We start from the raw sequence: 13,742 nt of genomic DNA, 5'->3' as shown, positions 1-13,742 counted from the left end.
GGGGACAAGGGGACAAGGGGACAAGGGGACAAGGGGACAAGGGGACAAGGGGACAAGGGGACAAGGGGACAAGGGGACAAGGGGACAAGGGGACAAGGGAGACAAGGGGACAAGGGGACAAGGGAGACAAGGGAGAGATTGCTAGGGTTTTGCTTCCCCAGCTTCCCCAGCTTCCCCCGCTTCCTCTGCTTCCTCCGCCTACCCCGAACTCCGAACCCCGAACCCCGAACTCAGTTACTTGCCTACGGCAATAACATTGGCCCGACTCTGATTGGGGTCGTTCCAAAAAGAGAGTTGGCTAAAACTCTTGAACAAATCCGGGGGTAAAATCGTCTCGCGGGGGACGAATTCTACCTTCGCCTTGACCCGATGTAGCCCTTGGGTACGCAGTTGGGAGTCAAACTCGGGTTCGTCATATTCGATGTTTTCAAACTTATGGGCAAAGCTGGGTTCATCGATAAATTGATAAATGAGATCCAAGGTTTCCTGGGGACGACGGGCGAGAATTTCGTAGTCCACCAGTAGTAACTTTTCAGCTAGGTCGCTGTAAAAAGCTTCCTTGAGGGCATTGTAGGCAAAGCCAACCAAGCGATTTCCTTGACTCAATGCCTCCGTGCGACTAAACACCGTAGAAGCTTCCCCTCGGTTATTAAACAGACGAGAAACATCCAAACTATTGCGCCGCACCAAACGCTCGATGCTATCCATAATCCAAGCAATATTACGGACACAGCAAATCACTTTAGCTTGGGGGAAAAGGTCTTGGATTAAGGGCAGCTTGCTGCACCAAACACGGTTGGTATCAAAGATAATTTGTTCTTTCTCTAAAGCCGAGCGATAGTAAGAACCCATGACACTGAGAAGGATATCTCGCTTTTGTTCTTGGGTAATAAACACTGAACCTTCATCGTTACTCATGCCTTCCAAAAGGCGACTGAGCAAACCACCGACGGGACTACTCATACCAGCATGAAAGCGGGGATTTTGCTTAAGTAAGGCTGCGAGTAGAGTGGAACCGGAACGGGGTAAACCCGAGATAAAATGAATGTTTTCTGGGAGAGGCACGTTCACGATCGATTACCTAGACGTATACTCGAGCGAATCTTGGCGTAAGTTTTGTTGGAAATGATTTTAAATTTCTATGGATTCACAGGTTTGGGTGAAAATTTGGGCACAACCGAGTCTTGGATTTTTTGAGAATCGTGGAATGCTCTCAGGACTTAGAGCACTCGTTTCATCAAGAAAAGAGCGATTTAGAGTTCTATTTTTGGGAGAGTCCAATACTTTTTGATTGTTTTAACATTCAATCAATTCCTCGGGAATATATCTTTTTTTTGCACAAAAAAAATAAGCCATTTGACTGATATTTGGAAATGCGCCAAATTGCTTAATTTTTCAATTCAAACGTCTTTTGTGCGTAAAAAAATGGAGTCTTTTTATAAAATTAATTCTTGTATTCCGTATTTTTACAGAGGGCAAACCCATTGCTAAAAAATCGCATCTGACTTGGCGATAATTTGATTCAACAGCGATAAAAATTGACGGTTGTTCTGGCGTAAGTATTCAGGTCAAAATCAACACTCTGTCAAGCCGAGTATAGCCGGCAGTTTGAAGAGCGACTCAACATTTGAATTCTATAGCAGTCGCCATGACCGTTAGGACAACGCCAGATAGTTGTGTAATTAACCCGAAGTCTTTCCCCACCCTCACCGGAAACATTCTTATCCAAAACTGACGTTATTGAACGATTGTTCTCAATTTTTAGATCGGTATTTTCTCGGAGATTTTTATCGATCTCCGCTCTCAGACTGTGGCGATCCACGAGTCGTTCGTTGAACTGGTGTTATCGCACTCGCCACTGTAGGCACGAATATAGCCAAGGTGAGCCGGCGTTGCTGGCAATCGCGGTGGGAGAAAGACCGCGGGTTAATTAACGTCAGTTCGGGATAAGACAGTTTCCGGTGGGGTGTGGGGTGTGGGGTGTAGGGTGTAGGGGGTAGAGTCGGGGATGACAACTCATGGTTAGGGTCGATGGGGTTCGAGGTTTTTCTACCCATGACTCCCATCCACATTACCTTGCTCGACTTTCAAACATCCTTAACCCCTACTCACGTTAATCAAACGTCAGTTTTGATGCGGCCGTGTCGCCGGGATGCCGACTCTGGGTGACGTTCGGGCGCACGTCTTGCCTCCTGAAAGTGAGGCGACAATACTGGGTACATCTGGTGGCTGGGGAGAAAACTACTCCATTGCCCATTGCCCATTGCCCGTTCCCCGTTCCGGTGTTCCCCACCATCACCTGAAACAGTCTTATCCAAAACTGACGTTAATCAAGCTAAATCGAGGAACAGACCATCGATATTTTCGCCAGCGAACCCGTTGGCAGATCCATCCCAGAACGGTGCAAACGTCCCACTCGTATTCACCCCCGTCGAACTGGGCGTAAAGGTGAAGATATCAGACGAATCCCCGCTGGCACCAGGAACGTTGAAATTGTTGAGGGTGGTGAGGTAAATGTCACCATTGCCATCCACCCAAGCACCTTTGATATCTTCGCTGTTCTGGGTCAAACCCACATCCGATCCGTCGAAGTAGCGTTGCCAACTGCCGCTGGTGGCGGTACCTAAGCTGGACGGGTTGAAGACCAGAAGATCTTCATCGGCTGCCGACACGCCGGGAACAAAGGCCGATCCCTGAGTACTCACGAGCAAACGACCGTCGGGGGTAAATGCGATCGCATCGATTTTCTCGTTATTATTCGTCAGACCCACATCGGACCCATCGAAGTAGAATTCGTAGGTTCCAGCGGTGTTGTTGCCGGTGGAGGAGGGGATGAAACGAACGATATCCTGGGCGTTTACATTCCCGATACCGGGAAGGTTGACGGTATTGCTAAAACTCATCAAGATACTGCCGTCGGAGTTGATATGGAAGGCTCTGAGATCGATACCGCTGCCTCCTAAATTCACATCCGAACCATCGAAGTGCAAAGACCAGGTTCCGGTAACCGAATCGAAGACCAGAATATCTTCATCTCGAAAGCGGAGTCCGTTGAGATTGCCGCCGGTGGTACTGCTGACGTAGATGAGATCGCCGGATGCGGGATTGTCGGGTTCGACAGTAATATTGCTGCTATCGAGATCGTCCTCGCTGGGGACGCCGTTACCGGGGGTGGAGTCGGGGTCGCTTTGGTCGGATGCCGTCACTTCCGCCGTATAGGTGAAGTTGCCCGCGGTATCGGCCGTTGCGACGACGTCTAGGGTTGCCGTACCGTTGTTGTTGATGTTGCCAACATCCCAAACCCCCGTATTGCTGTTGTAGTTGCCCTGGCTTTCGGTGGCTGACACGAAGCTAAACCCCGCTGGCAGTGCGTCGGTGACTTCAACATTGGTAGCATTTTCGGGGCCGGAATTATCGAGGGTGAGGGTAAACGTAACGTTATTGCCCTCTGTTACTGTCCCGTTACTAACGGTGGTGGAAAGGGACAAATCGGCTTCGTCAGCGACGATCGTATCGAGGACAAAAACGTGAACCCGACCGTCATTTTCGTTGGGATCTGCGTTATTATCGATGCCGCGATCGACAATATATAAGTTCCGCTGGGATGGATTTTGCGGGTCGGGGGCGATCGTCAAACCCGCAGGTTCGATCGCATTGGCAGCGGAAATATCGAAGGTATCCACCAGATTGCCGGTGACGGTGACTTCGACAATGACATCGTTGGGTTCGCCGACGATGAGTAGGTTACCGCTTTGGGGATCGTAGACAATCCCTTCGGGGTCGGTAATGCCTAAACTCTCGGTGTCGAACTGACTGACCAAATTGCCGTTGGGGGTCACCCGATAGACTTCGTTATCGATGCCATCGGCAATAAACAGGTCTCCCAAATTCGCCGCGTAAGCCACCCCTTCCGGATCGCCACTGCCAAAGTTGGTGGTGTCGAACTCGCGAATCTCTTGATATTGGGCGTTGACTTCCGTAATTTCTCGATCGTTGTCATCGGAGATGAAGAAGCGATTCGTCCCGGCGTTGAAGGTAATCCCCGTCGGTTCCCGAGAGTAGGCCGTCGTCCCAAACGCATTGGTGAGATTCCCAGACCGGGTGATTTCGTAGAGATTGTCCCCGGTAAACAAACTGGGGATTTCATTAATTTCAGAATCGGTAATGACGAGGCGATCGGAGGTGCTATCGTAGGCAAGGCCTGCTGGATCGGAACTGGGATAGCCGGAGGTATCGAACGTCTCGATAAACGTCCAGTTCGCCGTGGCTGCCCGCGTTACGGGGGCGGAAAATGATAACTCGTGAATCCCGGCGGAGTTGGGGTCGTTATCGGTGACGTACAAACTCATCCGATTGGGCGAGTCGGTGGAATCGCGGGTGGGGGCAAAGGTGAGGGCTTGCGGATCTTGGAATCCCAACTGGGAGACATCGCGGGTGTCGAGTACTTGACCGGTTGGGGAGAGTTCGTAGAGGATGTCCTGGGACGGACTCAACACGTGAAGGTGCCCGGTTGTCGGATCGACGGCAATCCCTCGGGGATTGGAAATGGTATTGGGTAAGTCGATGGCGGCAGCACTCGCACCGTCCAAGCTGCCATCGGTGTGGGGTTCGACCTGCACGATCTCCTCAGCCCCACCATCGAGAACGTACAGGGTACCGTCGGTAGCAACGCTGATTCCCTGGGCCTCATCGATCCCCAGGGAGTTGATGTCAAATTCCTCCTGAGTATTGGGGTTTAAGTCGCCGCTGTTGTTGGTTTCGATCGCAATGATGTCGTTGTCGTTGGGGGCGATGCCAAGCAGGCGATCGAAGTTGGGATCGAAAGCAGTATTAATCGGTTCGATGGATACCGATAGGTTCTGGGAGTCAATGTCATCTTCAGAAAGGGCGATCGCATCGAGTTGAGTTGAGGTGGAAGACTGACTCTCCACTAGGAGAAAGTTGTTGGATTCGGGCAAAAAGGTCAACCCTTCTGGCTGAGAAAGGTTGGTTTCCTCAAACAGATCGTCGAAATCTCCAATTCGTCGGATGAAGCCTTTTGGGTTATTCATGGTCGGTAACTCTGGTAGATGACAGGTTAGAGAGAGTTGGGGGGATGGGGAGACAAGGGGGACAAGGGAGACAAGGGAGATGGGGGAGATGGGGGAGGGATAAGGGCGATCGTGGATGAGAGGCCCAAATCCCGACTCAGTCAGCTCTAGGTCCGATTGCAGTTCGTTCGATCGTCATCAAGCCAGGAATAAGCCATCGAGGTTCGTTCCCGTCAGTCCGTTTGCCGAAGCATCCCAGAACGGCGCAAACGTGCCGCTCGTATTCGCTCCCGTTGAAGTTGGGGTAAAGGTAAAGATATCTGCCGCATCCCCCGTGACGCCGGGAACATCGAAATTGCCAACGGTGGTCAGATAAATATCGCCATTCCCGTCGATCCAAGTGCCGTTGATATCTTCGCTACTTTGACTGATGCCCACATCCGAACCATCGAAGTAATGCTCGAAGGTTCCACTGGTGGTCTGACCTAAACTCGAAGCGTTAAAAGCCAGCAGGTCGTCATCTCTGACTGAGGAAACGCCGGGAACCACGCCAGACCCCTTGAGACTGACGAGCAAACGACCGTCTGGGGCAAACCCGATCGCATCGAGATCTTCGCTACTCGTCGTCAAGCCCACATCCGAGCCGTCGAAGTACAACTCGTAAGTCCCCGTTGTGTTGTTGAGTCCCGTGGATGTGGGGATAAAGCGGACGATATCGTGTTCGTCGACGCTGCCTACGCCGGGGAGGGTTGTTGTATCGTTCAAACTCAGGAGGATACTGCCGTCGGTATCGATATGAAACGCACCGACATCGGAACCGCTGATACCCAAACCCACATTCGAGCCATCGAAGTGGATCGACCACGTGCCGGTAACGATATCGAAAACGAAAATGTCTTCATCTTTAAAATCCAGTCCGCCAACACTCCCATTGGTGGAACTACCCGCGTAGATCGTATCGGGTTGAGTGGGTTTGCGAACGATAAGGTTGCTGCTGGCGAAATCGTCTTCGCTGGTAACGCCGTTATTGGGGGTGGAGTCGGGATCGGGCAGATCCGATGCCGTCACCTCGGCGGTATAGGTAATACTCCCCGACGTCGTTGGGGTGGCAACGATCTCGAGAGTAGCCGCATCGTTTTTCGTGACGGTGCCCACATCCCAAACCCCCGTACCGCTGTTGTAGCTGCCCTGACTCGGAGTTGCCGAAACCAAAGTCAACCCCGCGGGAAGCTGGTCGGTGACTTCGATATTGTTGGCATCATCGGGTCCGAAATTATTGACGGTGAGGGTAAAGGTGACGTTATCCCCGACTTTGGGAGAAGGAGTGCTGACGGTGTTCGATAAATCTAGATCGGCCGTACCGGGTGGAGGATCGTTCAGGGCAAAGACGTGAACCTGACCGTCGTTTTCATTGGGATCGTCGTTGTTATCGATGCCGCGATCGACAATATATAGGTTCCGCTGGGAGGGATTTTGCGGGTCGGGGGCGATGGTGAGTCCCGCTAGCTTCACCGTATTGGCAGCAGAAATGTCGATGGTATCGACGAGGGCACCATTGACGGTGACTTCCGCCACGACATCGTCGGGTTGACCGACGATAAATAAGTGACCGCTGACGGAATCGTAAACGATGCCTTCGGGGTCGCTAATTCCCAAACTGGCGGTATCGAAGCGACTGACTAAACTGCCGCTGGTGGTGACTCGGTAGATTTCGTTATCGACACCATCGGCAATAAACAGGTCTCCCAAATCGCTGGCATAGGTAACCCCTTCGGGGTCGTCGCTGCCAAACCCTCGGGTGTCGAACTGAGCGAGTTTTTGATATTGGGCGTTGACTTGAAAGATTTCGTCGGCGTTGTCGTCGGAAATGAAAAAGCGATCGGATGCCGAGTTGAAGGTAATCCCCGTGGGTTCGTTCGAGTAAGCCGTCGTCCCGGTACTGTTGGTGAGACTGCCAGACCGGGTAATTTCAAACAGATTGTCTCCGGTAAACAAGCTGGGGATTTCGTTAATTTCGGAGTCGGTAATGACGAGGCGATCGGAGGTACTATCGTAGGCAATGCCGGCCGGATCGGGACTGGGATAGCCGGAGGTATCGATCGTTTGGACGAAGTTCCCATTCGCCGTTGCCGCCAGCGTCAGGGGGGCGGAAAATGATAATTCCTGGATGCCGGCGGAGTTGGGGTCGCTATCGGCTACGAACAAACTCATCCGATCGGCTGAGTCTGTCGAATCGCTGGTGGGGGCAAACACCAGGGATTGCGGGTCTTTGAGGTCTAATTGAGAGACATCGCGGGTGTCCGTAACCTCACCGGCTGGGGAGAGTTCGTAGAGGATGTCCTGGGAGGGACTCAACACGTGAATGCGATCGGTGCTCGGATCGACGGCAATCCCTCGGGGATTCACCACATCTTTGGGCAAATCGATCTGGGATACCGTTGCATCGTCAAAACTGCCATCGGCATTGGGTTGGACCCGCACGATCGCCTTTGCTGCACCATCAAGAACGTAGAGGGTGCCATCGGTGCCAACGCTGATGCCTCGGGCATTTTTAATCCCCAAAGATTTGATGTCAAACTCGATTTGGGTGTTGGGGTTGGGATTGCCGTTTCGATCGGTTTGAGTGGCGATTAATGTATTGCCGCTGGGATGAATGCCGAGCAAACGGTTGAATTTGGCATCGAAGGCGGTATTAATGGGTTGAATCGATACGGGTCGATTCACCGAGGCGATCGAATCTTCTGAGGGGGTTAAAACCTCGAATTGGGTTTGGTTCGAAGACTGACCGTCCAAAATCAGGAAGCGATCGGTTTCCGGGATGAAGACCAATCCTTCCGGTCGAGAAATGCTGGGTCGATCGAAAAAATCGTCAAACGATCGAACGCTTCTAATGACCCCATTATTCTTCTTCATATTTAAATCGACTCCGGTAGATATGCACGTAAGACAGAGTTGAATCGAGAGCAAAATTGACCCATGAGATTGAGGATTTTGCTTGAGACCCGAAGCGGTTTCTCTTTCTCCCGATTGCTTTAGCCACGGGAAAATTAGAGGCTTTTCGGGCAAAATGCTCCCGTCAGAGATGACAACCTATTTCAAGAAACATCCATCCATCGATTGCTCCCTTTGAGAATCAAGTGCTCTTATCCCAGGAACGCGATCGACAAATTCTCTGCCGAACGCACCCCGTCACCGATTTTTTGAGTGGCTTTACATCCTGATTTTTGAGACCGATTGACGTCGATTGAGAGGGGGATTTTGCTAGGGAAAATCTCCCGTACATCGAGATCTCGAGAGAAATAACGGAGCCAGAAAAAACGAATCTCTCTCTTCTCGTCCTCGTATATCGATCGCCGCTCTAGTCCTGAAAAATTTCCGTTTAGGTTGAGGATGTATCGTTCTCGCGAAGAACAGTCGGGGTGAGTTTTTCGAGAGCAGATTTTTTAAATCCGACTCAGCTTGACTTAACTCACTCTCACTCGAATTACGACTTTTTCGCGGAGCTATCTACATTTCGACGACTAAGCAATAGACTCTTTTAAGGTTGAGATCGAACTCAGGTTGGTACGTTTTGCTCCTCAAGAACATTCAACCCACTGAAACTCAGCCTCTTACTCTGCCTGGTGAATATGGAGTCTGTTGGAAAAACGGAAAAATTGACGAGATTGATTTCAAAATGTTCCGTCACATTTCAAATAAAACTCGATACAATTTGCCAGAAATCAAACAAGATAACCCGAACAATCTATCTTTGAGAGACTGTTAGACTTGACGATTTTAAACCTCGAGATCGAGAAAAAATAAAATCGAGGTAACGGAGCCGAAAAATTTCCCTTTGACCCTGTACTTTGTTAGGTTTTGGAGAATTTAGTGACTCGTGACGTGACTAATCATCCCTTTTTAAATAAAAGTCTGAGGGTCGATCGTCAATTCTGTCTACATCCCGTTTCAGACAGGAACGTGAAGGCGAAATAGCCTCGATAAAATTACAATCTACACCCAGGTTCGGGATGTATGGCGAGTTGACGGTGCGACCCCAGACTAACTAGATTTGACGAGCCAAAGGCGAATTGGCACGTAGATTTTGAGATAGAGCGCAAGTACAACCTACGACGATCGGAGCGCATCGGAGACTCGTCATAGATTCACTCATTACAAGCAAGATACACAATCTCTATGTTTTTACGGAAGCAATTTTAAGCGACTTTACCGAAAATTTACTGAACGCGAAAGAATTCAGGACTAATTTAAAGATTCCGTGAAGTACAAGAGCCATTGAGGAGCAAGAACTGAAGGGCAATTGTTCCGAAAATCCCGGTATTAAGGTATTTTCTATTTTATTAAAAATAAGCGATCGAGAGACATATAAATTTACGTATTTTTGCGCAGTACTTTGATACGATCGAGTCCATAGAGCTTGCGTAAAAACACCCAGACACTTCAGGCAAGCACAAAAGTACTCCAAAAAAATACTGAGCTCAGTATTTGAGAACGCTCGAGGGCATACATCTACCGGACTCCAGTTACGCGATTCATATTGTCCGACGTTTACCTCAGAGAACAAGAATGATGAATATTCTCAAGATCTACCTCCCGCAAGGTACGCTCGTTCCCCTGGCTTCATCTGCGCTTGCCTTGAGTTGGGTGATTCTCGTACAACCTCTGACACTCGCGGTCACCTTTGACTTCGATCGAGCCTTACTCAACCCCAACCCGGCAAATGACGATTTATTTGGCCATGCGGTGGCCGTTTCCGGAAACCATCTGCTCGTGGGCGCTCTCGGAGATGATGAAGACGACGGTACTGCCGTAGATGTCGCCTATCTCTTCGATATCACCACCGGCAGCCTCACCCACACTTTTTCCAACCCTACCCCTCCGGCAAACAACCCCTTTGGCGACCAATTCGGCTTTGCGGTGGCGATTGACGGAAATAATGCGATCGTTGGCGCTCCCATGGACGATGATGGCAACAATAGTGGTGCGGCTTACCTGTTTGATGCGATATCGGGAGACTTGTTACAAACCTTCCTCGATCCCAATCCCAGCAACAATAGCGAATTCGGTCACTCCGTGGCAGTGAACGGAAATCGAGTCTTAGTGGGAACCCCCTCGGAAGATACGGGAGCCCCCAATACCGGCGCGGCTCACCTGTTCGATGTCACCACGGGGGATTTACTGCATACTTTCAACAACCCCACTCCAGAGGGTGGAGATCTCTTCGGCGATGCCGTTGCATTAGACGGCGATCGAGTTCTCATCGGTGCGTTCTTGGATGATGAAGGGGAAGAAAACAGCGGTGCAGCTCATCTGTTCGACGCCACCACGGGGGATTTCCTGCAAACCTTCTCCAATCCCACTCCCGCACGGGGGGATGTCTTCGGCAGTGCTTTGGCGATTTCGGGCAACACGATCGCCATTGGCGCGCGAGCCGATGATGAGGGGGCTAACAACTCCGGCGTGGTTCACCTCTTTGATGCGACTACGGGGGATTTCCAGCAAACCATAACCAATCCCACACCCGATGTCGGAGATGTTTTCGGTGTTTCCCTAACGGCTCATGGCAATACCTTACTCGTCGGTGCCATTGCCGATGATGAAGGTGCCAGTAATAGCGGCGCAGCGCACGTATTCGATCTCACCACCGGGGAACTGCTGCAAACCCTGAACAACCCTACTCCGGAAGAAGGGGATTTGTTTGGTAATGGTGTGGCGTTCGAGGGAGATCGGGCGATCGTGGCGGCATTCGGTGCCGATGATGGCGGCGAAAATACCGGCGCTGTCTACGTCTTCGAGACCGCATCTTCCCAGAAAGTTCCCGAACCCGGTGTGGTGCTGGGTTCGATCGTCGTAGCCGGTTCGGCACTCAAATGGTCGAAACGCAAGCATCGAGTGTAGGTTTTGGGGAGAAGGGGAGAAGGGGAGACAAGGGGACAAGGAGACAAGGAGACAAGGAGACAAGGAGACAAGGAGACAAGGGAGATGAATTTTTCCCATACCCCACACCCTACACCTTACCTCTCTCCCAGCTTCCCCTGCTCCCCCTGCTCCCCCCGCTCCCCCCGCTCCAATGTCCTCACCCCTGCCGCACCCACTTAGTTGCGATCCGCATCCACTTGCGGCTGTTGGGGATGCTTTGCCAGGGACTCCAGTCGGTCATTTGGGTGAAGCCGAGACGCACGAGGCAATGGATAATGCTGAGGACTCCCAGGCGAGAACCGACAATCATCACCTAAAGGAATACGGGATGCAGGAAGCCCCCGTGTTTTAACCGGGGGATGAATGCGGCTCGGGTGACTTCAGTCACCTAGCCCCCGTATCAATCGTTCTAGATACTCCCCCGCACTAACTCCGTCCGCTTTCGCTTTCTCCCTCAACAGTTCCCAGGCGTAATCGGTAAGCCACACGCCATGTTTTTTCTTCAACTCATCGTAATGTACGGGAACCCCCCGCATTCTTTTTTCGGTTTTCTTCCCTTCTATCCTTGTCATAATTTAGAACCGTAGATTATACTAAAACTATATCAAGTAGTGTTTAGGTCGAATCACTATGCAAGTCCGATACAACTTTAAGTTAATCCCCAATCGAACCCAAACCACGCTGATGGACGAGTGGCTGATTACGCTCCGAAAGCAGTACAACTACTCTCTAGGCGAGCGCGATCGTGGGTACGAGTTGAATAACCAGTTTTGGGACGTGTCGGAACATTACACCGATGGTGCGCGATGCGACATCGACTCTCATGAGGTGTTCGGCGCGTTGTGTTGCGCTCTGACTTGTCCCGTTCGCAAGCATGGAGTTCAACCCATCGGTATCCCCTTAACCAAGACCACTCGATCCAAGGTGGATAAGGCGACGGGGAAAGTCCTCAAACCGTCTAAGACCACTTGGGATTTGCCTGGTGGTATTCAAAGTAAGGCACTGACTCAGTTCCGGAAACAGAATTATTATGCCAAGCGGGTACACTCCAACGTTCTACAACGCAACCTCGTTCGTCTAGACACAGCCTTTAGCCGATTCTACAAAGGGCTTGGAGGTTATCCCTCGTTCAAGCGAGCGCACCAGTTTACGAGCTTCGAGTACAAACCCGCTGACTGTAAATTCGAGTTCGCACAGATAATTAACGGTCGCGATCGCAAACACCACATCAGCAAGGTTTACCTACCCTTCATCAGTTGGATGCGGTTCCACGATTCTCGATCGATGGACGGCTTGAAGCGAGGCTCTATCACCATCACCAAAAAGGTGGATGGATGGTATATGTCCGTTCTGGTAACGGTTCCCGATGAGGTTCCCCAGCTCCCCCTAGCCGATGTCAAAGGAGCAAAGGGAGTTGATTTTGGTATTAATAAACTCGCATCGTTCAGTGACGGTAGTTTTGCCGATAACTCCCGGTTTGCAACGGATAAAGCAACCCGCAGACGGATGCGGATCGGGCAGCGGCGGGTTAACCGGAAAGCCAAAGGGTCGCGGAACCGCTCGAAGGCTGCGGTTGAAGTCTCGAAACTGCATCGCAAGATATCCCAGAAACGCACCGCCTACCAGTGGAAGGTTGCCAAGCAAGCCCATCGAAAGGTTGATGCGGTGGTGGTGGAAGACTTGAACATCCGGGGGATGAAAGCCAAGTGTAAACCGAAGAAATGCGAAGACACGGGGCGTTTTCTTTCCAACGGGCAATCGGCAAAGCGCGGATTGAACCGTGCGATTGCCGATGCTTGCTGGGGGTCGTTGGTCGAGAAAATCGAGTGGATTGGAGTCAAAACGGGGCATCCCGTGATTAAGGTCGCTCCTCAGTACAGCTCTCAAGAGTGCCGCAATTGCGGTCATGTTTCAAAGCTCAATCGAAACGGTGAGAAGTTTGTCTGTGAAGAATGCGGTCATATCGACCATGCCGATACGCAAGCATCGAGAACAATTGTCGAACGTGCGGGTTTTGTCTTCCCGCGAAATAAGTCAGAGACACTACCGGGGGACTCTCGGAAAGTTACGCCTGTCAGAAACGAATCTACCCAATTGGGCAAACAGATTCGGGGCAAGAACCTCAAACGTGAGGATATCCGGGCTTAAAGTCCGGAGAATCCCCGCCTCTTTAGAGCGGGGAGTGTCAAGGATTAGATCCGAGTGCGGAGAATATTGCGGCGATTACCAAAGCGCTCAAAGAAATCGATCGCGAAGCTGCCCAAGAATTTGTGTGGCGATATCTGGGTGAGATTTTGGAAGACGATCGCGATTAACTTCTGTGTGATGAAAACATGGGAAAAGCAGGTTACGTCCTGTCCGGTTACAGCAAAGAGGGCGTTAGCGTTAGCCATGCCGCAGGCTATAGCATTTGGATATTCAAGGTTTTGTTTTTCCCCTCAGATATAGCTGTATTCAGAGAGGTTAGGACACGACCTGTTGGTGAGTCGCCCTCCGCTCGAAGGTGCGATCGCATACACTCGAAGTGAAAATCCTGGAAAAATTTTCCTCAATGCCTAAACCTTACAGTAATGATTTCCGGCAAAAAGTCATCGAAGCGATCGAGTTGAATGGTCTCAACAAAAAAGAGGCCAGCGAACTCTTCATTATGTCCTAAGCGCTCCGCGCTTAGGACATAATGAAGTGTGTTCCTCGATCTTTTGACATCCAGCCATGGCGATTCCCTACAGTTACGATTTGCGTATGAAAGTTCTCGGGGCCATCGACGGGGGTCTTAGAAAAAGTGATGCATCG

At 50.9% G+C, this 13,742-nt stretch carries 8 protein-coding genes and 1 pseudogene; 3 read left to right on the top strand and 6 right to left on the bottom strand.

Features of this window, described 5'->3' with window-relative positions:
* Positions 1-234: 234 nt before the first annotated feature.
* The 4 genes from AC2215_RS00270 to AC2215_RS00255 form a co-directional block, all read right to left on the bottom strand.
* Positions 235-1,071: a sulfotransferase family protein gene (locus AC2215_RS00270; protein WP_486807937.1), complete on the bottom strand. Its 837-nt coding sequence runs from the start codon at positions 1,069-1,071 to the stop codon at positions 235-237.
* Positions 1,072-2,113: 1,042 nt separating this feature from the next.
* On the bottom strand, positions 2,114-2,296 hold the full coding sequence (locus AC2215_RS00265; RefSeq protein WP_486807936.1) for a hypothetical protein: 183 nt from the start codon (positions 2,294-2,296) through the stop codon (positions 2,114-2,116).
* Between the two features lie 34 nt (positions 2,297-2,330).
* The gene (locus AC2215_RS00260) at positions 2,331-5,051 is read right to left on the bottom strand and encodes a hypothetical protein (RefSeq protein ID WP_486807935.1); all 2,721 of its coding nucleotides are present in this window, start codon (positions 5,049-5,051) and stop codon (positions 2,331-2,333) included.
* A gap of 177 nt (positions 5,052-5,228) precedes the next feature.
* The gene (locus AC2215_RS00255) at positions 5,229-7,943 is read right to left on the bottom strand and encodes a hypothetical protein (protein ID WP_486807934.1); all 2,715 of its coding nucleotides are present in this window, start codon (positions 7,941-7,943) and stop codon (positions 5,229-5,231) included.
* A 1,653-nt stretch (positions 7,944-9,596) separates the two neighbouring features.
* Between AC2215_RS00255 and AC2215_RS00250 the strand changes: the two genes are divergently transcribed.
* Positions 9,597-10,928, top strand: coding sequence for a WD40 repeat domain-containing protein (locus AC2215_RS00250; protein WP_486807933.1), 1,332 nt, complete (start codon positions 9,597-9,599; stop codon positions 10,926-10,928).
* 178 nt (positions 10,929-11,106) lie between these two features.
* Here AC2215_RS00250 and AC2215_RS00245 read toward each other — a convergent pair whose 3' ends face one another.
* The gene (locus tag AC2215_RS00245; RefSeq protein ID WP_486807932.1) at positions 11,107-11,259 is read right to left on the bottom strand and encodes a hypothetical protein; all 153 of its coding nucleotides are present in this window, start codon (positions 11,257-11,259) and stop codon (positions 11,107-11,109) included.
* Between the two features lie 70 nt (positions 11,260-11,329).
* Positions 11,330-11,521, bottom strand: a complete 192-nt coding sequence (locus tag AC2215_RS00240) for a hypothetical protein (protein ID WP_486807931.1) — start codon at positions 11,519-11,521, stop codon at positions 11,330-11,332.
* A gap of 58 nt (positions 11,522-11,579) precedes the next feature.
* Between AC2215_RS00240 and AC2215_RS00235 the strand changes: the two genes are divergently transcribed.
* Together AC2215_RS00235 and AC2215_RS00230 are read left to right on the top strand one after the other, a co-directional pair.
* Positions 11,580-13,097: an RNA-guided endonuclease InsQ/TnpB family protein gene (locus tag AC2215_RS00235; RefSeq protein WP_486807930.1), complete on the top strand. Its 1,518-nt coding sequence runs from the start codon at positions 11,580-11,582 to the stop codon at positions 13,095-13,097.
* Positions 13,098-13,500: 403 nt separating this feature from the next.
* Positions 13,501-13,602, top strand: a pseudogene (locus AC2215_RS00230) (IS630 family transposase); the annotation flags it as partial.
* Positions 13,603-13,742: the final 140 nt, after the last annotated feature.

The organism is Zarconia sp. (genome assembly GCF_057467645.1).
The sequence above is the reverse complement of the archived record's forward strand: the minus strand, read 5'-3'. Positions and strand labels throughout refer to the sequence as shown.

What these genes read in the sequence shown, in the direction of transcription:
- AC2215_RS00265 (WP_486807936.1), bottom strand. Translation starts at nt 2,296, where the DNA reads ATGGTGGGGAACACCGGAACGGGGAACGGGCAATGGGCAATGGGCAAT.
- AC2215_RS00260 (WP_486807935.1), bottom strand. Translation starts at nt 5,051, where the DNA reads ATGAATAACCCAAAAGGCTTCATCCGACGAATTGGAGATTTCGACGAT.
- AC2215_RS00255 (WP_486807934.1), bottom strand. Translation starts at nt 7,943, where the DNA reads ATGAAGAAGAATAATGGGGTCATTAGAAGCGTTCGATCGTTTGACGAT.
- AC2215_RS00250 (WP_486807933.1), top strand. Translation starts at nt 9,597, where the DNA reads ATGATGAATATTCTCAAGATCTACCTCCCGCAAGGTACGCTCGTTCCC.
- AC2215_RS00245 (WP_486807932.1), bottom strand. Translation starts at nt 11,259, where the DNA reads ATGATTGTCGGTTCTCGCCTGGGAGTCCTCAGCATTATCCATTGCCTC.
- AC2215_RS00240 (WP_486807931.1), bottom strand. Translation starts at nt 11,521, where the DNA reads ATGACAAGGATAGAAGGGAAGAAAACCGAAAAAAGAATGCGGGGGGTT.
- AC2215_RS00235 (WP_486807930.1), top strand. Translation starts at nt 11,580, where the DNA reads ATGCAAGTCCGATACAACTTTAAGTTAATCCCCAATCGAACCCAAACC.